A 20,186-nucleotide genomic window follows, 5' to 3' on the forward strand; every position below is an offset into this window, starting at 1 on the left:
CTGCAGGATGAGCCCGTGCGGGTCGAAGTGATCGATCAGGACGAACTCGACGAAAAGCTGATGATGCGCCCGGGCAATGTGGCCATGATCCTCAGCGAAACCGGCGGCCTCAGGGTGCAGGTCACGTCGCCAGCCCTGGGGGCGGCCAATATCCGCGTCCAGGGCATGGACGGCCGCTATACCCTGCTGCTCGCCGACGGGTTGCCGCTTTACGGCGGGCAGGCGTCGTCGCTCGGGCTGTTGCAGATCCCGCAGACATCTGGGCCAGGTCGAGGTGATCAAGGGCGCCGCGTCGGCGCTCTATGGGCCTTCGGCGCTTGGCGGCATGATCAATCTTGTCTCGCGGCGGCCGGGTGACGTGCCGGAGGCCGAGGTGCTGCTCAATGCAGCATCGCGCGGCGGGCAGGATGCCACCGTCTACACCGCGGCGCCCATCGCGCAGGGGGTGGGCGCTTCGCTCACCGGCGGCCATCACCGCCAGACCCGGCAGGACATCGACGGCGACGGATGGATCGACATGGCGGCCTACCAGCGCTGGAGCGTGCGTCCGCGCCTGTTCTGGGAAGGGGCAGGTGGCGCCAGTGCCTTTCTGACCGCGGGCGCCATGACCGAGCAGCGCGAAGGCGGCACCCTGCCGGGCAAGACCACGCCCGATGGCCGCGCCTTCGTGCAGGCACAGGATACCGACCGGTTCGATGGCGGCCTGGTCGCGCAAGTCCCGGTGGGCGATGCCACTTCGCTGCACCTGCGCGGCTCTGCGATGACGCAAAAACACCGCCATGTGTTTGGCGATGTCGAAGAAAACGATCGCCACACCACGCTTTTCGCCGAGGTCTCGCTGGCCGGGAAGAGCGGCGGCACCTCATGGGTCGGTGGAGCCGCCTACCAGCGCGACAGCTTCGACTCGCAGACCTACCCGGCCTTCAACTATGCGTTCGAGGCACCGGGCGTGTTCGGACAGATGGAGCAGGAAATCACGGGCCGTCTCACGCTGTCCAGCAGCGCCCGGGTTGATTTCCACAGCACCTACGGCACCCAGTTCAGCCCGCGCCTGTCGCTGCTCTATCGCCCCGGCCGCTGGACGATCCGGGCTTCGGGCGGGCGCGGCTTCTATGCCCCCACCCCGTTCGTCGAGGAGATCGAAGCGGCCGGCCTGTCGCGGCTGGAGCCGCTGGGCAAGCTCAAGCCGGAAACCGCCACGACCGGATCGCTCGATGTCGGGTATACCCGAGGCGCGATCGAGGCCAACATCACCCTCTTCGCCTCGGACATGAACGATACGACACGGATCCAGCCGGTTGGCCCAGCGGAACTCGCCAACAGCGTGCGTCTGGTCAATGTTCCCGGTCAAACGCGGATACGCGGTTCCGAGATGCTACTGCGCTATCGGCGGGGCGCCTACACGGTGACCGGCAGCTACGTCTACGTCGATGCCTCCGAGCCGGATCCCGAGGGCTTCGGGCGGCGTGCCGTTCCACTCACGCCCAGGCATACCGCTGGTCTGGTGGCAATGTGGGAGGAGCATGACAAAGGCAGACTGGGGCTGGAGGTCTACTACACCGGCAAGCAGCCGCTGGAGGACAACCCCTACCGCACCAGCGGGAAGCCCTATGTTGAAGTCGGCCTGCTTGGCGAAATCGTTGTCGGGAAGGCACGCCTGTTCCTTAACGCCGAAAACCTGCTCGGCATCCGACAGACCCGATACGACAGCCTGCTACGCCCCCGGCGCGCGCCGGACGGTCGGTGGACTGTCGATGCCTGGGCGCCGCTCGAGGGCTTCACCCTGAATGGCGGCATCCGGCTACGCTTCGGCGGCGGCGAGCACTGATCGGTCCGATTGCGCCAGGGCAGCCATGTCAGCCACAATGCGCGGCATGCAACTTGATGCGCATGAGGGGGCCGTGCGACGCCTGCTTCATGCCGATATCCATCTGCCCCACCGTGTTCGACACCGCGATCAATCACTGCAAAGTCAACTCAGGTTCGTCGGTTGCCATGGCGGGGACGAGCTTTGAAGAAAGCGCGGAGATTGCTGTTTGAAGCTCTGAGTGATCTACGCCGGTGCCGCTTTTTGCGAGATTGCGGGTTGCTTCGCCTTCTGGGCCTGGCTGAAGAACGGCAAGCCTGCGTTAGTCGCCATTCCCGGAATGCTGGCGCTGGTCGCGTTCGCGTGGTTGCTCACCTGCGTGGAAACGGCCTACGCGGGACGGGCCTATGCGGCCTATGGCGGAATCTACATTGTTGCATCTTTAGTGTGGCTGGGTCTGGTCGAAGGCCAGAGGCCGACGGCAACGGATCTCATAGGATCCTTGATCTGCGTTGTCGGCGCTGTTGTCATCCTCTCCGGTCTGGGAGCCCCAACGACAGGAAAGTAGCGATCGCAGGGGCGCCCCAACTTGAAACATGACCTCGGGGATGATCCCGCACGTTCCAGATCAACCGTCGAAAACCTCCACGTCGCCCGGCTTGCGGAGCATCTTGTTGACATCGTCGAGGTGAAGTTCCTCGAGCATGATCATTTCGCGCGCATATTCTTCGAGCAGCACCGATTTGTCGGCAGCAGCCTGAAGCAGCTCGTAGTAAAGGGCCAGAGCCAGCTTTTCCTGCTCAAGGCTCTCTCGCAAAATGTCACCGATGTCGTGCCTGGCCGTTTCCAGTAGCGGGCCAATCTGCAGCGAAGGGTGCCCACCGAGCAGGGTGACCAGTTCACCCGCCTTCCGTGCGTGGGCAAGGCCTTCGGAGGCGTTGCCTTCCAGCCAGGACACGATGGGAATGCGGTTGTAGCCGTAGACCATGAGCGAATAATGCGTGTAGCGAACGACCCCCGCCAGTTCCGCTTCCATGATACGGTTGAGAATGGCGATCGCAGCCTTCTTGTCGTTTTCAGTCATCGCTGCCTCCCGAACAGGCCGACGCACGCCTCACGAAAAGGGCGGCCTCCAACTCCAAGACACATGATACCGCATCCCCTCTGTCAACGCGATTCAATCGAGATCCCGCAGACGGAAAAATGCCAACATCTTGTTGTTGCTCGCAGACAGGAGCCTGCCGGGTCGGCTCCTACTTAGGCGGACCGCGCGCCCCAGTCGGAACCAGTTTCATGAGAGCGATGGTCTGGTGAAATCATCGGGTTTACCCTCTGCATATATGTGACCGGAGCAACTGCATTTCTCCGTGATCCAGCCCGAGGGGAATCGCTAGGACAGCGGGCAGGTTCCGCTTCGCAGCCGTAGCGGCGCCGTGGCGTCGGTGCGCAAAGCCAGAGCGAAAATCAGGGCTTCGTCCAGGCGGAAAAGACTGAATCGCCATTCTTGTGCGTGTTCGCCGAGCGCATCGGCAAAGATCACGCCGATGTCGTCCGGTCGGGCCAGGTCGAAGGTCGTGCCGCCAAGCCCATCGGCAAGGCTGATTTGCCGCGCTTTCACATAGCTTTCCTTGAGAGCCCAGAGTTGGACGAACCGTTCCTCGCGCTGCATGGGCGGAAGCTCGCGCAGGGCGTGCGCCTCTGCTTCGGGAAAGAACTGCACGGCGACGTCGAGTGCGTCCCTGCCGGCTACGACAGATTCGATGTCGATGCCAATCTCCGGCCCTGCACCGGTGACCGCGCAGACGCTGACGCCATCAGCGTGGGACAGGCTGAACCACAGCGGCGAGGCCAGCGCCGGCGCTGCAATCGACGGCTTGCCCCGATCGCCAAGCGCGAAACGCCAGTCCTGCGGCGGAACCTGCGCATAGCGCGACAGGACATGGCGACACAGCGCCCGCCCCACCACGAACTGCCGCCGCCGCGCATCGCGCAAGGCCGTGCTGCGTGCGATCTCGTCGGGCGAAAGCATCGCGGCCAGAGCGACAAGGCGCGCGTCGTCGATGTCTGCGGTATGATCGTACCGCCAGACGTGGACATCGCACGGGCCGGGCGCGGGAATCGGACCTTCGCCGAGCCTCGGAAGGCCCGACAGCGCGGGCAAAGCAGGAAGCACCTTCCTCATGCTTACCACGCCCCGGCGGTCAGGCGGCCACGGCCTGCGCCCGTTGCCGCTGGGCCGCCGGTCCGATCGCCTCGCCAGGCCAGCCCTGCCAGGTGGACGCAGGCCCGCTGGAATCGCCCGCCAGCACCAGCGTCCCTTCAAGCAGGGTGGCGCCTTCGCCCACCGTGCTCATCATCATCACGCGCGAGGCAGTGCGCAGGCAGGCGCGCGGCCCGATCTCGATCGGCCCCATCATCCATTCGCCGCGCGTGTTGAGGTGCGCGATCAGCACGGCCTGGTCGATGCACACGCCATCGCCGATGTGGAGGAATTCCGGCTCTTCCATCATCGGGTCGGCGCCATTGGGATAGAGGCACACGTTGCGACCGATCCTCGCCCCTTCGGCGCGGAAGTACCAGACGAGGAAGGCCGAGCCTTCAAGGAAGGCCAGCACATCGCGCGTGCCGAACCAGCCGCTGGACAGCGACGAGATGACCGAGTGGATCTTCCAGCGCTGGCAATAGGAGGACTGCGTCCAGAAGTGCTCGCCTTCGACGCGCCGGCCGATGATCAGCCACTTGGTCGCCACCAGCACGCCCAGCGCACCGAAGGCAAAGGCCAGATGGAGCGGGACGTAGAAGCCCTCCAGCAGCAGCACGATGTCGGTGGTGTTGCGCAGGCCCGGACCTTCGGCGATCAGCACGCTGCGGGTCAGCAGCAGCGCGGCGATCATCGGCGCGGTGCGCCAGAGCGCCGCGAAGGCCGCCCACGCGATGTTGAAGGCGATGTGCGCAGCGAGCGGCCAGACGGCATAGTTCGCCTCGCCCTGATACATCGCGCGGCCATAGGGGCGCAGCGTGGGCGCTTCGATGCGGCGCGTGGTCGCTGCTTCCAGTTCGATCGGCGCTTCGCGGCCATCCTGCCCGATCCACGTCGATCCCGCCGGGGCGACGAAGCCCTCTGGGGCGAACGTGCCCGAGCCGAACACGGCGTTGCGGCTGACGACCACGCCCGGCGCCAGCACGCAGCGGTCGGCCACGTTGGCGCCCGGCTCGATGCGGATCGGCTGCGTGCCGTTGGCACTGGTCATCAGGTAGGTGGAGCGCGAGCCGAAGGTCACGTCGTCGCCGCATTCGAACAGGTCGTACTCGGTCATCACGTTGCCCGAGCCGGGCCAGTAGATGCGCTTGCCGACTTTCGCGCCGAGCAGGCGGTAGATCACGCTGATCGCGGCGAAGTTCGAACCGAGCAGCGGTGCGACACCGCCAAAGCGCCCGTCAGGCAGCAGTTGCCACATCAGCCAGCGTTCGAACATTGGCCAGGGGCGATGCACGTCGGCTTCGGCGCGGAAGCGGCCGATCACGGTCCACTTCACCGCGATCACCCCGGCCAGATAGAGGAACGGCGTGACCAGCGCGGACGCCACCAGCACCGCCGACGAAACGATCAGGCGGCCCGGATTGAACATGCGCACCAGCAGGTCGACCGGCCCGGCCAGGTGCCCCGCCTTGACCATGATCCCGGCAAGGTAGTGGTGCATCAGCAGCACCACCGGAACCCACGCGGCCAGCATGACCGCGCCCTTGATGACCGTCCCCACGCCCTTGAGCCAGAGCGGCGGATCATAGAGCAGCGCGCGCGACAGGCCGCGCGTGCCCTGGTTGCGCGCCTTGGGATTGTCCGACGTGCCCAGCGGCGCGATCTCGGTATCGGCGGGCAGCACGGTGCCCGGCACGATCGTTGCGCGCGTCCCGATCGAGACGTTTGCGCCGACGATGATCGGCTTCAGGTCCATCGCCCCGCCTTCGAGCGCGAAGGGACGCACGATGGCGCTTTCGTCGATGCAGACCATGTCGCCGATGGTCAGCAGATCGAACTCGCCCAGATCGGCGTTGACCGCGATGCGGGTTTCGCTCCCGACGCGCGCGCCCATCAGGCGATAATAGAGCGCGGTGAGCGGATACGACATCGTGAACACGCCCAGCCCGGCGGTGTTCTGGATCTGGCGCACCAGCCACCAGCGCAAATAATAGTGCCCCCAAAGCGGCGCAGGCCCCGCGCGATAGCGGCCGATCAGCAGCCATTTGGCCGCTATCGCGCCGAGCGGCCCGGCGACATTGCGCAGTGCACTTGCCACTGCCAGCGCGGCAAACATGACCCACGCCCCGCGCAGACCAAGGTCCGCGCGCATATACCACCACACGAAGATCCAGCAGATGAACTGCCCGAGCCGGAGCGCGGGCGCCAGCAGCGCCAGGGGCAGGAGCTGGATCGCCAGCGTGGTCAGCCTCGACTGCGATCTTGCGGCCGGGCCTTCGTGCCGCGCGCTCGCCGCGTCCGGGATCGCCGTATCGGCATCGGCCGCCTGCGCGGCGACGGCGGCGCGCACCGCCTTGGCAAGTTCGCCGATGGTGCGGTGGCGAAAGATCGCGGTGGGTGTCAGCGCGATGCCGTATTGCTTGCGCACATCGGCGATGATGCGCACCGCGGTGAGCGAATCCCCGCCCAGATCGTCGAAGAAATCGCTGTCGAGAAAGACGTCGCGGTCCTGGCCCAGACACTTGCGCCATTCGTCGAGGATGAAGGCTTCGACCGCGTCGGCGGGCGTCACGGCGCCCGGTTGCGGCTTTTCCAGCAGCGCGAGCAACTGATCGGTGTCGATCTCGCCCGACACAGCATGACGCGGGAAAGCGTCGAGCAGTGCAATCGAGCGCGGCACGAGGTAATCGTGCAGCATGGTCTGAAGGCGGGCCCTGAGGTCGGCCTCTGCCAGCCCCGCGCCCGCGACGCCCGCGCGGATCGTCCCGCACGAATGCCCGATGTGGACCACTACGTCCGCGCCTGCCGGGCATACCGCACGCAGCGCAGCTTCGATGTGCGTCACCGAAACGTCGATGGCCTGCGCCGGGATGGGCTCGGCCAGCGGCGCGCCCCTGGGCGGGCATTGCGCGGTCAATAACCGCGCGCGGGCAGGCGCCTTTTCGTCCACTATGTCGATGCCGAGACGCGCGGCAAGGCGCACGCGCAGCAGCTTGCCGGTCGCGTTCTTGGGCAGTTCGTCCATGTAGACGGCAAGGACCGGCCACTTGGCGGGCGACAGGTGCCGCGAAAGATGCGGCGCCAGCGTTTCGAGATCGACGCGCCGCCCGTTGCGCGGAACGATCACGCAGCCCACCGTTTCGCCCAGCATGGCGTGCGGCACGGCGAAGGCCAGCGCCGCCCGGATATCGGGATGGCCGACCAGTACATCCTCGATTTCCGCCGGCGCGATGGTTTCCCCACCGCGCTTGATCACGTCCTTGCCGCGCCCGACGATGTAGAGGAAGCCGTCCTCGTCGAAGCGGCCAAGGTCGCCGGTATCGAACCAGCCTTGCGGGATGATCGGCTCGCCCGGCCCCGGCTGGTCCTGCACGATGCGCGCCAGCGGCGCGCCGCGCAGCATGATGCGCCCGGCCACGCCCACGGGCGCTGTCTGGCCCGCATCATCCAGGATGGCGACGTCCGGTCCGAGCACCCGGCCGCTCGCCCCCCGGCGCTCCAGCCGGTAATCGAGCGGCGGACAAGCGATGGGCATGCATTCGGTCATGCCGTAGCCGGGCAGGATCGTGGCGTCGAAACGCGCGCGCAGCCGCTCGGCGGTGGAAGGCAGCAGATCGCCCGCCGCGTTGCAGATGAAGCGCAGGCTGCGCGCGCAATCGGGGCGGCGCTCGCCTTCGATCAGGATGCTGTCGTGCATCGTGGGCGAAGCGTAGTACCAGGTGAAGCCCGCGCCGCTGGCCAGTTCATCCCAGAACATCGCCGCGTCGAAGCCGTCGGAATAGATCATGCCGCTGCCCGCCAGCAGCGGCGCGAAAAGATTGCGGACGATACCGCCGACGTGGAACAGCGGCATCATGTTGTAGCCGCGATCCTGCGGCCCCAGTTCCAGCGCGGCGGCGATGCAGGCCGCGCCCACGCACACGTCGCGCAAGGCGATGGGCACCAGCTTCTTGCGCCCCGACGTGCCCGAGGTGAACAGTTCAAGCGCGATGTCGTCGGGTCCGTTGAAGCAGCGGCCCCAGCGCTCGGCGCTGGTCGGGGGCAGCTCGCCCGACGACAGGTCAAACAGGCCGGTCTCCTGGGGCTGGCGGACAAGATCGATCACGGCGACCCCGCAGACGCGCGCGCTGCGGCGGATGTGGTCGAAATCCGCGCCCACCGGCACGATCACCGCCTTCGCCCCGGTTTCGGCAAGGTCAGCGGCGATTTCGCCGTCGGGGTTCCACGGATTCATCGGCACCACGGTGCAGCGCATGCTCATGGCCAGCAGGCAGACCGCCAGTTCCGGCCCTTCGGGTAACGCGATGGCGCAGCGATCACCCGGCCGCAGCGCCAGATCCCGGAACGGCGCGCCATCGCTCAGGAAATCGTGGAGCCGCGCGAACGACAGCGAATGGAGGCCACGCGCGGCGGTGCCGGTCAGCGCACGCTTGTTGCCGCCGCTGGGCAGCAGGTCGAGCAGCGTCGTGAAGTGCAATTCGCGCGCGATGCGCTGACCCAACGCCTCCCCGCGCTTCCAGGCTTCGGTCCAGTCGGCCAGCCGTTCGGCGAGCGGCGGTTCGGCATAGGCCGAATGCAGGATGGCGGTCTGATGCACGCTGTCTGTCCTTGAAGTCAGGGCGCTTCCCTGCGCCGGTTGATCCGGAATTCGGGCGGCGGTCGTCAGAAGGTCTTACGGAGGCTGAACCGAATGGTGCGGCCGAGCGGGTCGAGAAGCACGGGCTGGTAGACGTAAGGCGTCGCCCCTTGCGCGCCGGTCACGCGCGGCCGGGCGTTAAACAGGTTGTCGACCGCAAGCGTAAGCTTCACGCCGTCCAGCCAGGGATGCGCGCGCGCCAGCGCCGTCTGCTGGCCGAGGTTGGCGAACAGGCGCAGGTTGGCGGTCGCAAGATCGCCAAATGCCAGGTCCGATGCGCCGCCCCCTCGCACCGCCGTCGCGCCGCGCCAGTTGGCCGAAAGGCGCAGGCCAAGGCCATCGCGGGCAAAACCTGCCTGCGCCTCGATCTCGTGCCGGGGATCGCCGCCAGTCATGGCCAGGGTATCGCCGTGCAGCAGGTCGAGCACGGGCAGGCCGGCGCGCAGGCGCACGTCATGCCGCAGGCGCCAGGTGTGGTAGAGCGCGAAGGACAGACGGTTCGTGTTCTTGCGCAGGCCTGGCACGCGGCCTGTCGCTGCCCCCGTCCCGCCGATGGCCTTCAGCCAGTTGACGCCCCAGCGCAGCTCCTCGCGGCTGTCGCGGGCGACATTGACAGGTCGCGCATCGAAGCGGGTCAGCATTCCGGCGGCATCGCGCACGAAACGATCGGGAAAGGCGGCCTCCAGCGCGGGTGTCACCGCCAGCGCAGCCACGGCATCCCGCGTGCGGGCATGGACATAGTTGGCGGTCAGCGACAGCCCCCCGCCCCAGCCCGGCTTCCATGTCGCGCCAACCTTGAACACGTGGCGGTTGTCGGCGACGAGCGCGGCATTGCCGCCTTCGATGCGCGAAACCTCCGCAGACTCGCCCTGTGCGAAATCGAACAGGCGGGCATTGGGCGTCGTCAGGACGGGCGCGCCGATCTGCACGAGCGATGGCGCGCCGTCCTCCTCGGTCATCGAGGCGATGATCCGCAGCGGCTGGACCGGCGACCAGACAAGGCCATAGCCGAACGTCCAGAGCGTGCCGAGATCGGAAAGTCGGTGGACAGCGACGTTCGCGTTGAGCGACAGCGTGCCCAGCGCCGCCATCACATTGTTGCGGCGGCTGGTGATCGGCACGTCGATGCTCAATTGCCCGCTCGTATCACTGCGCGAGGCCGCGCTGATTTGCGTCACGCCGCCGCGCACGGCCTGCCCGTCCAGCGCCGACCAGGTCGCGCCCAGGCGCAGGCTGGTCAGAACCTTGCCCGCAGGCAGATGGAGCGGCGAGCCGTTGATCATGGCATCGACCCCGCCAGTGTTGTCGATCAGGCGGGTGGTGTCGGGCATCTGCGCCAGCAGCAGGGCAGGGTCGAACGTGCCAAAGGGGTTCACCGTGGGATCATGCGCCGCCAGCCCGGCGTCGATTGCCGCCGGATCGATCCGGCCGACCATCCGGGTGCGCTCCTCGGTGTGATCCCAGATTCCCGAAAGCGACCATTGCCAGGTCCCCGCGTGGCTGTTCAGCGTCAGCCCGAGATGCCCGTCGAGGTCTTTGGTGCGCCGGGTAAGCGGCGCGGTGTCCGCATAGCGATAGACCGCGACATCGTTGGCGAAGGGCGAAAAGGCCGAGCCTTCGGGCAGAGTCAGCTTCGTCCTCGGCAGGCCGAGCAGCGCGACATCGTCGCTCGCTTCCAGACGGCCGTTGAGCGTGGCGGCGACATTGCCGAACACGTTGCGGCTGTAGGACGCGTTGATCGAACCGCGCTCGCTGGAAGGAAGCAGGGTGCGATAGGGCGTCGTGTCCGTGACATTCGCGCGGTTGGCCCCCGCCACGAAATCGCCCAGCGCGAGCGGGCGGCTGGCAGCGATGGTCGGCGCCCCGGCGATGGTCACGGCTTGCCCGGCCAGCGCGCCCAGCGCGGGGTCGATCTCGCCCGATGGGGTGAGCGCGGTAACGTTGCCGACAAGGTCATAGGGACGACGCGGCGCGAACGGCGGCAGAGACCGTTCGCTTTCCAGCAAGGCGTCGGCATGCTGGTATTGCACTGCGATGTTGACCCGGCGATCATGCTTGATGTCGAGATAGACCAGCCCCGGATCGACGGCGTTCCGTCCGCCGTCGGTGGACAGCCGATCGCCTGCTTCGGCGATCAGTGCGTGGAAACGCTTGCGCAGCACGATGTTGACCACGCGTTGATCGGCCGGATAGCCATATTTCAGCGCCACTTCCTCGGGCAGGATCTCTGCGCGTGAAATTGCCTCGGCAGGAATGTCGCGCACTTCGGACAGGCCCGTCGTGCGCCGTCCGTTGAGCAGGATGACGGTCTGTTCGCCGCCACGCCCTTGCGCGCTGCGGATCTGCGGGGCCAGTTCCTGCAACAGCTCAGACATCGAATTGATGCCGAACGCGCGAATGGTCCCGCGGGAGAACTGCACGTCGGGCTGGACATCGCCGACCGCCGCCCCGCGCGGGGCCTGATGGCCGGTCACGACGATCTCGGGATCGTCGCCCTCGCCCGCATCGTCCTCTGGCGGGGCCGGCGCCACGTCCGGCTTTACGCCGCGATCACCCGCAGCACTTGCCGGACCGGCCTGCTGCGCCAGCAACGCCTGTGGCGCCACCCCCGCCAGCAGCGAAAGCGCAAACAGCCAGCGCTTCATTCCAATTGCGAACGGGCGCGTCACGGTGGGGATACCTCATTGCGACACCAGGTGTCATTGAACGCACCTTTGACCAACGTTGACGACCCACCGCTGGCGACAGCCAAACCCAAAAACATCGTGATTTGAACCATTCAGCACCCGACTGGGCGTTCTGGCTGCTCGTTGAGAGCCGCCTTAGCAGGAGTTGCTGACGACACGCTGACAGCGCAAAATATCGTCCTCGATCAACGCTGTCGGCACGACCTTATCCGCGTTGCAGCGCCGACGACGGCCGTGCCCGTCCGGCGCTTACCCGAACGCCGGGCCGGCAAGGTTCAGGATCATGCGCGTGCCGCCTTCTGGCCGCTCTTCCATGCGGACGCTGCCATCGTGCAACTGGGCGATGCGCCGCACCAAAGCCAGCCCCACGCCCGTGCCGTTGCCCGACTGGCGATCCATCCGCCAGAACCGCTCAAATACCTGATCACGATGTTCCGGGGGAATTCCCGGCCCGCGATCATCGACGATCACCAGCGGTCCCTGCTCGACCGCGACGGTCACCACGGTTCTGGCGGGGGCATACTTGATCGCGTTGCCCACCAGATTGCGAATGGCGATCGTGAGCAGCGACACGTTGCCGAAGACCATCAGGGACTCGGTCGTGCAGCTCAATTCGAGCATCTGCCGTTTGGCAAGCGCTTCGGGCACGGCCTCCTCCACGACCTTGCGCGCCACCGCCACGATGTCGATCCTGTCGACCGCGCTCGTCATGACGTCTTCGGCTTGCGCGAAGCGCAGCAGTTCGTCGACCAACTGTCCGAGGTCCTTGAGGTCGGTCCTGATCCGGTCGCGCGCTGATCCGGGCGGCAACTGCGACATTTCCAGAAGCAGCACGGCCAGTGGCGTGCGCAATTCATGGGCAACGTCGGAGGTGAATTGCTTCTGCAATTGCAGCGAGTGATCGAGCTTCGTCAGCATGGCGTTGATCGTCGCCGCCACGCTGGCGAATTCCGTAGCCATCCCGCTTTCCGGCACGGGCACCAGCGCCTGCCCGCGAGCGACGGCCGTGCCGATGTGATGGGCACTGTCCGACAAGCGTCGAAGCGGGCGTAGCGCCGCGCGTGTCGTCAGGAAGATCGCGAATGTAAGCGCGGGGATGATGAACATCGCGGGGATCAGGATGTGCTCCGCAAGATCCTTCACGATCACCCCGACGAACGCGAAGGCCGGATCGTCGACCATATATGCCTGGACCCAATAGTGCCGATCCGCAATGCCGACCCGCCGCGTCAGCAAGGCGATGGCAGGCGCGCGGTGATCATGCATGGGCATGCCGCGAACAAGCGAGAAGCCTTCGACAAGCTTCGCGTTTCTCGCCGAAGCATCGCGCGGGTCGTCCGGTTCATCGGCACCGGGCACTGGCGATTGGACCGCCGGGAACCAAATGGTGTTCGCCTCTGACAGGATGTGACGCCTTGCGAGCGTGCTATGATCGAACACCCGAAATCCGTAGGCGCTCGGATAATCCTGATACAGCGGGAGCAGCGCCGGATTCCTGCCGCTGTCCAAAGCTCTGGCAATCGCAACCGCGTTTGTGTTGAGGATTGCCTCGCGAAGATGCCGCTTGTTGACCATTTCCTGCAGGGAAAATACCAATGCGACCAGCGCCAGCACGACCACGGACATGGCTGCCATGCGCCGTGCCAGGATGCGCGACAACGATTCAGACCCAGCGCCTAGCATTCGTCACGCTCGGTCAGCACGTAACCGATGCCACGCATCGCCACGATTTCGATGTTTGCTCCCGATGAATCCAGTCGACGTCGCAGGCGCGAAATCGTCGCCTCGGTCGCGTTTTCGGTGACCTCGCTGTCAAAGGCGTAAAGCGCCTGCTCGAGCCGGTCACGGCGCAGGACTTGCCCCTGATGTCGCATCAGCACCAGCAGTGCATTCAATTCGCGCGGCGAGATCCCGACAAGGCGGTCCTCGACCGTCAGCGTCAGCGATGCCGCATCCAGGCAAACATTGCCGAATGTCAGCTGCTCGGATTGGATCTGTTTCGCCCGCCGGCCCAGCGCCCGGACGCGCGCGATGAGTTCATCGCCATCGACGGGTTTGACCACATAGTCGTCGGCACCGGCATCGAGCGCCTGGACACGGCTGACCACATCGCCCCGAGCGGTCGCGACAAGCACGAGCGCGTCGCGCTTGCTGCGTCGCAGGCTGTCGAGAATCTCCCGGCCGTCCCCGTCAGGCAGGGACAGATCCAGTATCACCACTTCGTACTCGACGAGTTCGATCGCGGCGTGCGCCATCTCGAGGTTTTCCGCGACATCCACGACATGCCCGCTGTCCGTCAGAAGCTTGGCCATGAGCGACGCCAGGCGTCCGCTATCCTCGACAACCAATAATCGCATAGCGCACTGTGACCACTTTTCGGGCAAACGGCTCTGACTCGATGCGCTTGGTGGTGCACAATGTCCCACCAAGCCACAGCGCCGGGATCTGCCGCGTACCTGTTAAACGATGAACGGGCCTGATGTATTCCCTCGGAATGTGGAAGATTCTTGGCCGAACCCGGTGCCAGGACGCGCTTGCAGAAGAGGCCGATCAACCCGTCAGATCCGGCGACGCGCGCGCAGTCCGTTGAGGTAGTGCCACAGGAAGACCGCCGGCAGCCCTAGGCCGATCGTCCAGTGCGTAAGGCTGGTCCAGGCCCGCAAGTCTTCGTCGCCGACGTAATACAGCATGTACCCGCTCGCGATCAGCACGGCGAGGACCGCGCACAGCGCGACGCCGGCGATCCGCTGATGCCGGTGTGCCCAGCCTTTGGGAATGTGCGCGATGAACATCCCGCCGATGCCCAGCAGCGCCGGGATGAGGAACAGCCCGTGCGCCTTCATCATCCACGGCTCGACGGGGTTCATCTCTGGGCCGAATTCGCCCTGCTTCTGGCCGTAATAGTGCAACAGCAGCCACCCGCAGCCCGACAGCCACAGGCCCATGCCGCTGAGCGCGAGCAGCCAGATCTGCCAGGACGCCAGTTTGGCCGAGCGACGATGAACCATCAGGTATGACTTTCGTGGTGTGGCGTTTGTAGGGCATGACCGCCGTAGGTGGCCAGAAGGCGCTGCGCGAGAGGCATATCGGCCATGGCGACCTTGGTCATGGCATCGGCAATGGCGCACAGGCGCGCGACCACGGTGACGCGCTCGTCGCACAGCACGGCACGGCCCTGCGCGCCGATGTGCGGCGACTGCGGCTGCCCACGATGGCGGCGGCGGTTGAGGAGATTGGCCGAACTCGCGATGGCGCAATTGCGCGCGGCCACCGAAATGCGCGCGACATCGTCGGCATCGCGCAGCGCCACCGGCCAATCTCGATCGCCAAACGCGCGCAGATCGCCACCTGCGTTCACCAGCCCTTCAGGCACGCCCATGCCTTGCAGGACATCCACAGCACGGTCCACGGCATGGCCCTTGGCGATGCCGCCCAGATCGACCAACACGCGCTTTTCCACGCGCACGTGCTGGTCATCAAGGATGGCAAGGTCGGCGCTGGTGCCGCGATAGTCGGAAAGTCGCCCGATGTCGCAGCGCGGCAGGAACCCGCTGCGGACAAGCGCCGGCCCCACCACCGCCACATCGAACAGGCCACCGCTTTGCCCGTGCAGGTCCAGGGCCAGGCGCAGCACCCGGATCGTCTCGGCATCGAGGCGCACCACGTCGCCCGCGCTGGTCTTCCGCAGCAGCGCCAGATCGCTGTCGTCCTGATGGAACGACATGCGCGCATGCACATGTGCGATGGCCGCAAAGGCCGCGTCTACCGCCGATACGTGCCCCTCCGGGGCCGTGATCTCGACGAACGTGCCCAGCAGCGGGCGGCAGCGGGTAATCATGCGCAGCGCAGCAATCAGCCCGCGTGGGCCAGCGTCACAGCGTGGATTGCCAGCAGGCGCTTGACCCCGTCGGTGACATTGCGGCTCGACAGGGTCGCCCCGGAGATGTTGGGAATGTCCTGATTGAGCCGGAATGGATCGGCCAGCGTCTTGCCGCGGAACTTGTCGCGCCAGCGCGGATCACGCACTTGCCCGCCCTTGGATTCCCGATAGCTCAGGATCTCGACGCCGAGCACGTGGCCATCGGGCGAAATCCCGGTCGCATAGGTGATGAATTCGTGCTTGCCGATCACCTCATCCACGATGATCCAGCCGAGCATTGCCGCGCCGCGCTGGGCGCGCCACACTTTGGGCTGAGCGGTGCGCTGCGGCGTGCCCGACATCTGCCGGATCCGTGTCATCTGGGCCGGCGTCAGCGTTAGCGGAATGGCAGTGAACGCCTGCGCTTGCGGGATGAGCGCGTGTTGGGCCTGCTCGACGGTCATATAGTCGGCGGCCCATGCGGGGGCCGCAACGACCGCCAGCACGGGAAGCGCGGCCAGCACAGGCCAGTTGCGATGTGACACGATGCGACTCCTCAGAAATTCATGCCCAGCTTCAACCGGAACTCGGTCTTGGTCTTTTCGATCAGGTGCAGGTTGCCGGTCTGCCCTGGATAGCGTTCGCCCCCGCCCTTGAGCTGCGGAAACCATGTCGCTGTCGCCCAGAACTTCTGGCCGCCATAATGGATTGTCGGCCCCGCAAACAGCGACCAGCGCTCCTGCCCGACCTCGGTCTCGTATTCCGAGGTATATTGCGTTTCCGCGCCGACAAACCAGTTGGGCGCCACGCGGTACGTCAGGCCCGTGCCCGCCGACAGTTCGATTTCCATTTCCGGCGTGGTCGGCCAGTCGAAGCCGTCCGGCAGGTTGGCGATCGCCTTGCGGGTTTCGTGCCCGGCCTTCAGCCCCAGGTTGGCGACCCACACGATCTGCCCTTGCCGGAAATACTTCTGCGCGGCGAGAACGACCTTGCCTTCGTATTCGGTCTTGTCCTGCCCACTGTGCGGATCGAGCTTCTTGACCTCCGCCGAGGTGATGACCGCCAGCCCGAAGTTGTCGAGCGCCGGGCTCAGCACGTTGAACTTGGCCTTGGCCTCGATGCCCGAAAAGCGCGGGCCCTTGTCGATCGGCGCAGGCAGGTAGCCATCGATCTGCAGGCCGTGCGTGTCGATGGTCAGGAAGCTTGCCGCCGCCGACAGGGTGATCCGGTCGGTGACGCCGTATTCCCCTTCGATTTCGGTATCGAGCGCGTTGTAGCTGCCCTGCCCCTTGTCGGTGCGCAGCGTGTTGAACACGTAGATTTCACCGGATCCCTTGGGCAGCGTCTCCGCGCCGGTGTTGTAGCCGAAGAGGTTCTCGTCGGCAAAAGCAGCCGTCGGCAGCAGCATTGCGCAGGCACCAGCCAGCATTCCCGTCCGCAAGCCGCGGCAGAACCGTCCATCAATATTGTGCATCGGGAAAAACCTTCAGATCAGAACATGTAGCCAAGGCCCAGATTGAACCGGTTATTGTCCTTGTTTTGGAAGAATTTCTGATAATCGACCTTGACCACCACCGAGCGCAGCGGGTGGAACGACAGGCCGGTCGTCAGCACCCGGTCGCGGTTGACCGGATCGGCCAGCAAGCCCAACGGCAGCACGGCCTGCGTGTCGAATTTCTCGTAGCGCACGAACGGATCGATCGTGGTCTCGCCGCCCAGCGTGATGCTGTAGGCACCTTGCGCGTACCATCCGTAGAAAGCCGAAGGCGCCAGCGTCAGATCGGTGCTGTTGGCCGCATTGTAGGCGGCGACCACGCCATCGAGCGCCGCGGCGCGGCTCACCGTTCCGCGCGCATAAAGCGCCTGGAAGTCGAAGCCCTTGTGCTGCCAGCGGCCATGCACGTCCCACAGGGTAATGCGCGATGTGATCCCGGAGAAGTCCGGCAGGCTGTTGTCTGCCTTGAAATCGGCATTGTTGTGCGTGGCATTGCCAGAGAACACTGCCCCGCCAACCAGCAGGCCGGGCACGCCCTGATATTCCAGCGAGCCGTAGAACGACAGGCTCGACGCCTTGGCCAGCTGCAATTCCTGGTGCGATCCGGCAAGCGGTGCGCCCGCATCGTCGAGCTTGGCGATATCGAACCCGGTGGTCACGCCCACGTCGTAGTTCAGCCCGAACGAGGTGCTGCCGTAGAAGCCCACGCCGCCTTCGCGCCATGTCGACGGGATGATCCGCGTCTCGACCTCGTTGCGTTCGACGCCATAGAACACCGGCGGCTCGTGACTGCGGTTGAGGAAGCCGAACGGCATCAGGAACAGGCCGGCCTTGAGGTTCAGGGCCGGGTTGAACGCATAATCGAGATAGGCCTGCTCGATGGCGACCTCGCCCTCGTCCCCGGCGCTGGCGACCGCGTGCTCCACCTCGATCTCGCTGGTGAAGCTCAACTTGTCGCTGAAACGATGACCGACGAAAAGCACAAGCCGCTTCAGGTCGGCCTGGTTGCGGCTGCTGCCCTTGACGTAGCCGTTGTAGCTGATCTCGCCATAGCCGCCGATCGTCGTGTCGGAGCCAAAGGCTGCGCCCGATCCGGCCCTGCCGGTATTGGCGGCCAGCGCCTGCGTCGGCGCGGAGGCTGGCGTCGTGTCTTCGTCGGCCACCGGGGGCGCAGCAACAGCGATCGGCTGTGCGGGTTCGGGCGCTGCCCGCAACCGCGCCTCGATCTGCTCGAGGCGCGCGGCCTGCGCTGCCAGCAGCTCGTTCTGTGCCGCCACTTGCGCCTTGAGCTGCGCGACCTGCGCTTCGAGCGAAACATCTGCGGCGATCGCAGGCGTGGCGGTCGCCAGGCATGTCGCCGCGAGCAGTGCTGCGATCTTCTTCATTCCATCCCCCTTCGAGTCGCGCCCTCCTAACGCGATTGATAATCGTTCGCAATATCTTGTTGCCGAATGGTATCGAAACATGTCTGATGGTTTTGGGGCGCCACGGGAGTTCACATCATCCACGCCTTGCGCATCACTGAATGTGCAGCACAGACAATCCATGTTTGGCAGGGCAGAGCATTGGGGTCCGTCCCCACGCAGATGGCTGCAGCCATTCGCAATTCGCCTTCCAGCGCAACACGATGGCTATAAACGCTCGTTTGATAGCTCCCCATCCCGCACGTAGGCGCTGGGAACAATGGCCACAGCTACAACGAATGCTTGCCTCCAGCCCAGAGCCGGGCAAGACTCCACACCGTGAGGAACGATATCGACCACTTACCATCCACGCAGCAGCAAGAGCTTGCACGTGTGACGCAGATCTTGATGGACGATTTTGCCGTCGCGATCTCGCGCGCCACGCAACCGTGGAAGAAGAACGGCAAAGTCCAGAAGATCGTGCTCTTCGGCAGCTATGCGCGCGGGGACTGGGTCGATGAACCGGAAAACGGCTACCAGTCGGACTACGATCTGCTCGTCATCGTCAGTCATCCCGACCTGAGCGACATCGCGGAATACTGGTACGTCGCAGAAGACAGGATCATGCGCGATTCAGCGATCGGCAGACCAGTAAACATCATCGTGCACACACTCGAGGATGTGAACCAGGGCCTGACACGCGGGGAATACTTCTGGGTCGACATCGCGCGCGACGGCATTGCTCTCTATGAACTGGCCGGTGCGACGTTGGCCATGCCCAAGCCGCTGACCCCGGCAGACGCATTCAAAATGGCCAGTGATTACCGGACCGATTGGCTATCCAAGGTCAATGATGCGATCGAAATTGCAGATTTTTGCATCAAAACGTCGAAGCTGAATGATGCCGCTTTCACTCTCCATCAAGCCGCTGAGCGCGCCTACATCTGCTATCTGCTCGTCCGCAGCCACTATGTACCCCGATCACACAACCTGAAGTTCCTGCGCTCGCTTGCCGAAGACAAGGAACCGCGGCTCGTCGCGTGCTGGCCGCGCGCAACCAAGCTTGACCGGCGTCGCTTCGAACTGGCAAGGCGTGCCTATGTTGAAGCGCGCTACTCGAGTAGCTACGAGATCAGCATGGACGACCTGGAAGCGATCCGGGCGGCGGTCTGCCATCTGCGCGATACAGTTGAATCGGTTTCCGATGAGTGGCTCGACGCATTGCGCCAGAAGGCGGCGTAATCCCGAGATCATCACGGCGCGACCCAACGCTGCCTCAAACCGATGACCGCGGAAGGTAGTCGAGGCCGAACAGCCTGATGCCGGGCGACGCAGGATCCCAGACATTGCGCACAGTGCGGCGCTGCATTTCCGGAGAACGGAGGACGTAACGCTCATCGTAGCGGGCGTAGAGCGCCTCGAACAGGTCTTGGATTTCCAGACCACTGCCAGGTTCCGGGAAGCTTTCGACCAGCCCGCTACGCCGGCATTCATCCATCTCGACCATGGCAAGCGCGATCGCTTCGCATTGCCCCTCTGAGCCGGCAAGGCCCTGGCGGCGACCCAGATCGCGCAGGGCATCGTGGAAGCGCTGGACCGGCGGCACCAGGCTACCTGTCGCATCGATAGCCGTGTCACCGCCGCCTCGGGTATGGCCGCAGGGCTTGTCTCCGGCTCTCTCCTTGCGGGCAGCATCAACGGGGCGATTGCCACGGAGAAGGACGAGATGGCCCATGACCAGCGCCGGATAGGTCATATGCAGGTTGGTCGCTTCGCCGACGATTTCCTCGAGCCGGTTGCCGAGATTGCGGAAAGCGCCCGTCACCCCTTTGCAGGAAACCGAAAGGACGGGTCCGATCCTTTCCAACGCGACCAGCACATCGACGTGCTTTGTCTTAAGGCCACCGAGGATCGTGCCTTCACCACAACCTCCCAGCCCCGGATCGAAATGCAGTACGGGCGCGGCACGGCGGCGGCGTTCCACCCGGAACGGCGGTCGCGGGATGATGTCGTCGGGATCGAAGCCCCCCTCGACGACGAGACGGCAGGCTACATACCAGTGCAGAGGCAGGATATGGCGCATGCTTTGCGTACGCCCC

At 65.2% G+C, this 20,186-nt stretch carries 17 protein-coding genes; 5 read left to right on the forward strand and 12 right to left on the reverse strand.

Going from position 1 to position 20,186, the window contains the following annotated elements; all coding sequences use genetic code 11:
* Positions 1-15 precede the first annotated feature (15 nt).
* The 4 genes from K3A84_RS04385 (at position 16) to K3A84_RS04395 (ending at position 2,375) form a co-directional block, all read left to right on the forward strand.
* Complete coding sequence (locus K3A84_RS04385) at positions 16-357, forward strand: Plug domain-containing protein (RefSeq protein WP_318248279.1); 342 nt, start codon at positions 16-18, stop codon at positions 355-357.
* The gene (locus tag K3A84_RS04390; protein ID WP_225008075.1) at positions 275-1,828 is read left to right on the forward strand and encodes a TonB-dependent receptor plug domain-containing protein; all 1,554 of its coding nucleotides are present in this window, start codon (positions 275-277) and stop codon (positions 1,826-1,828) included. Before K3A84_RS04385 ends, K3A84_RS04390 begins: the two co-directional genes overlap by 83 nt.
* A gap of 89 nt (positions 1,829-1,917) precedes the next feature.
* Positions 1,918-2,040, forward strand: a complete 123-nt coding sequence (locus tag K3A84_RS20315; RefSeq protein ID WP_263626082.1) for a hypothetical protein — start codon at positions 1,918-1,920, stop codon at positions 2,038-2,040.
* Positions 2,041-2,048: 8 nt separating this feature from the next.
* On the forward strand, positions 2,049-2,375 hold the full coding sequence (locus tag K3A84_RS04395; protein WP_225008076.1) for a YnfA family protein: 327 nt from the start codon (positions 2,049-2,051) through the stop codon (positions 2,373-2,375).
* Between the two features lie 60 nt (positions 2,376-2,435).
* Here the strand turns inward: K3A84_RS04395 and K3A84_RS04400 are convergent, their stop codons facing one another.
* The 11 genes from K3A84_RS04400 to K3A84_RS04450 all read right to left on the reverse strand — a co-directional run bounded on the left by K3A84_RS04400 (position 2,436) and on the right by K3A84_RS04450 (position 18,069).
* Positions 2,436-2,891, reverse strand: a complete 456-nt coding sequence (locus K3A84_RS04400) for a ferritin-like domain-containing protein (RefSeq protein ID WP_225008077.1) — start codon at positions 2,889-2,891, stop codon at positions 2,436-2,438.
* Between the two features lie 306 nt (positions 2,892-3,197).
* On the reverse strand, positions 3,198-3,989 hold the full coding sequence (locus K3A84_RS04405; RefSeq protein WP_225008078.1) for a 4'-phosphopantetheinyl transferase family protein: 792 nt from the start codon (positions 3,987-3,989) through the stop codon (positions 3,198-3,200).
* A gap of 19 nt (positions 3,990-4,008) precedes the next feature.
* Positions 4,009-8,604: an AMP-binding protein gene (locus K3A84_RS04410; protein ID WP_225008079.1), complete on the reverse strand. Its 4,596-nt coding sequence runs from the start codon at positions 8,602-8,604 to the stop codon at positions 4,009-4,011.
* Positions 8,605-8,669: 65 nt separating this feature from the next.
* Positions 8,670-11,288 carry a porin family protein gene (locus K3A84_RS04415; protein WP_225008080.1) on the reverse strand — a complete coding sequence of 873 codons (2,619 nt, stop codon included), beginning with the start codon at positions 11,286-11,288 and terminating at the stop codon, positions 8,670-8,672.
* 291 nt (positions 11,289-11,579) lie between these two features.
* Positions 11,580-12,965: a HAMP domain-containing sensor histidine kinase gene (locus K3A84_RS04420; protein ID WP_225008081.1), complete on the reverse strand. Its 1,386-nt coding sequence runs from the start codon at positions 12,963-12,965 to the stop codon at positions 11,580-11,582.
* Positions 12,966-13,006: 41 nt separating this feature from the next.
* Positions 13,007-13,687: a response regulator transcription factor gene (locus K3A84_RS04425; RefSeq protein WP_225008082.1), complete on the reverse strand. Its 681-nt coding sequence runs from the start codon at positions 13,685-13,687 to the stop codon at positions 13,007-13,009.
* 201 nt (positions 13,688-13,888) lie between these two features.
* Positions 13,889-14,338, reverse strand: coding sequence for a hypothetical protein (locus K3A84_RS04430; protein WP_225008083.1), 450 nt, complete (start codon positions 14,336-14,338; stop codon positions 13,889-13,891).
* Entirely contained in the window at positions 14,338-15,168 is an 831-nt protein-coding gene (locus tag K3A84_RS04435) for an FAD:protein FMN transferase (RefSeq protein WP_225008084.1), read from the reverse strand. The genes K3A84_RS04430 and K3A84_RS04435 overlap by 1 nt, the downstream gene beginning before the upstream one ends.
* Positions 15,169-15,182: 14 nt before the next feature.
* Positions 15,183-15,734, reverse strand: coding sequence for an FMN-binding protein (locus K3A84_RS04440; protein ID WP_225008085.1), 552 nt, complete (start codon positions 15,732-15,734; stop codon positions 15,183-15,185).
* Between the two features lie 11 nt (positions 15,735-15,745).
* Complete coding sequence (locus tag K3A84_RS04445; RefSeq protein ID WP_225008086.1) at positions 15,746-16,597, reverse strand: DUF6662 family protein; 852 nt, start codon at positions 16,595-16,597, stop codon at positions 15,746-15,748.
* 83 nt (positions 16,598-16,680) lie between these two features.
* On the reverse strand, positions 16,681-18,069 hold the full coding sequence (locus K3A84_RS04450) for a porin (RefSeq protein ID WP_225008087.1): 1,389 nt from the start codon (positions 18,067-18,069) through the stop codon (positions 16,681-16,683).
* A 357-nt stretch (positions 18,070-18,426) separates the two neighbouring features.
* Here K3A84_RS04450 and K3A84_RS04455 point away from each other — a divergent pair, with 357 nt between their 5' ends.
* Positions 18,427-19,329 carry a HEPN domain-containing protein gene (locus K3A84_RS04455; RefSeq protein ID WP_225008088.1) on the forward strand — a complete coding sequence of 301 codons (903 nt, stop codon included), beginning with the start codon at positions 18,427-18,429 and terminating at the stop codon, positions 19,327-19,329.
* A 34-nt stretch (positions 19,330-19,363) separates the two neighbouring features.
* Here K3A84_RS04455 and K3A84_RS04460 read toward each other — a convergent pair whose 3' ends face one another.
* Complete coding sequence (locus tag K3A84_RS04460; protein WP_225008089.1) at positions 19,364-20,170, reverse strand: hypothetical protein; 807 nt, start codon at positions 20,168-20,170, stop codon at positions 19,364-19,366.
* Between the last annotated feature and the right edge of the window lie 16 nt (positions 20,171-20,186).

This window comes from Novosphingobium percolationis (genome assembly GCF_020179425.1).
Lineage (GTDB): Bacteria > Pseudomonadota > Alphaproteobacteria > Sphingomonadales > Sphingomonadaceae > Novosphingobium > Novosphingobium percolationis.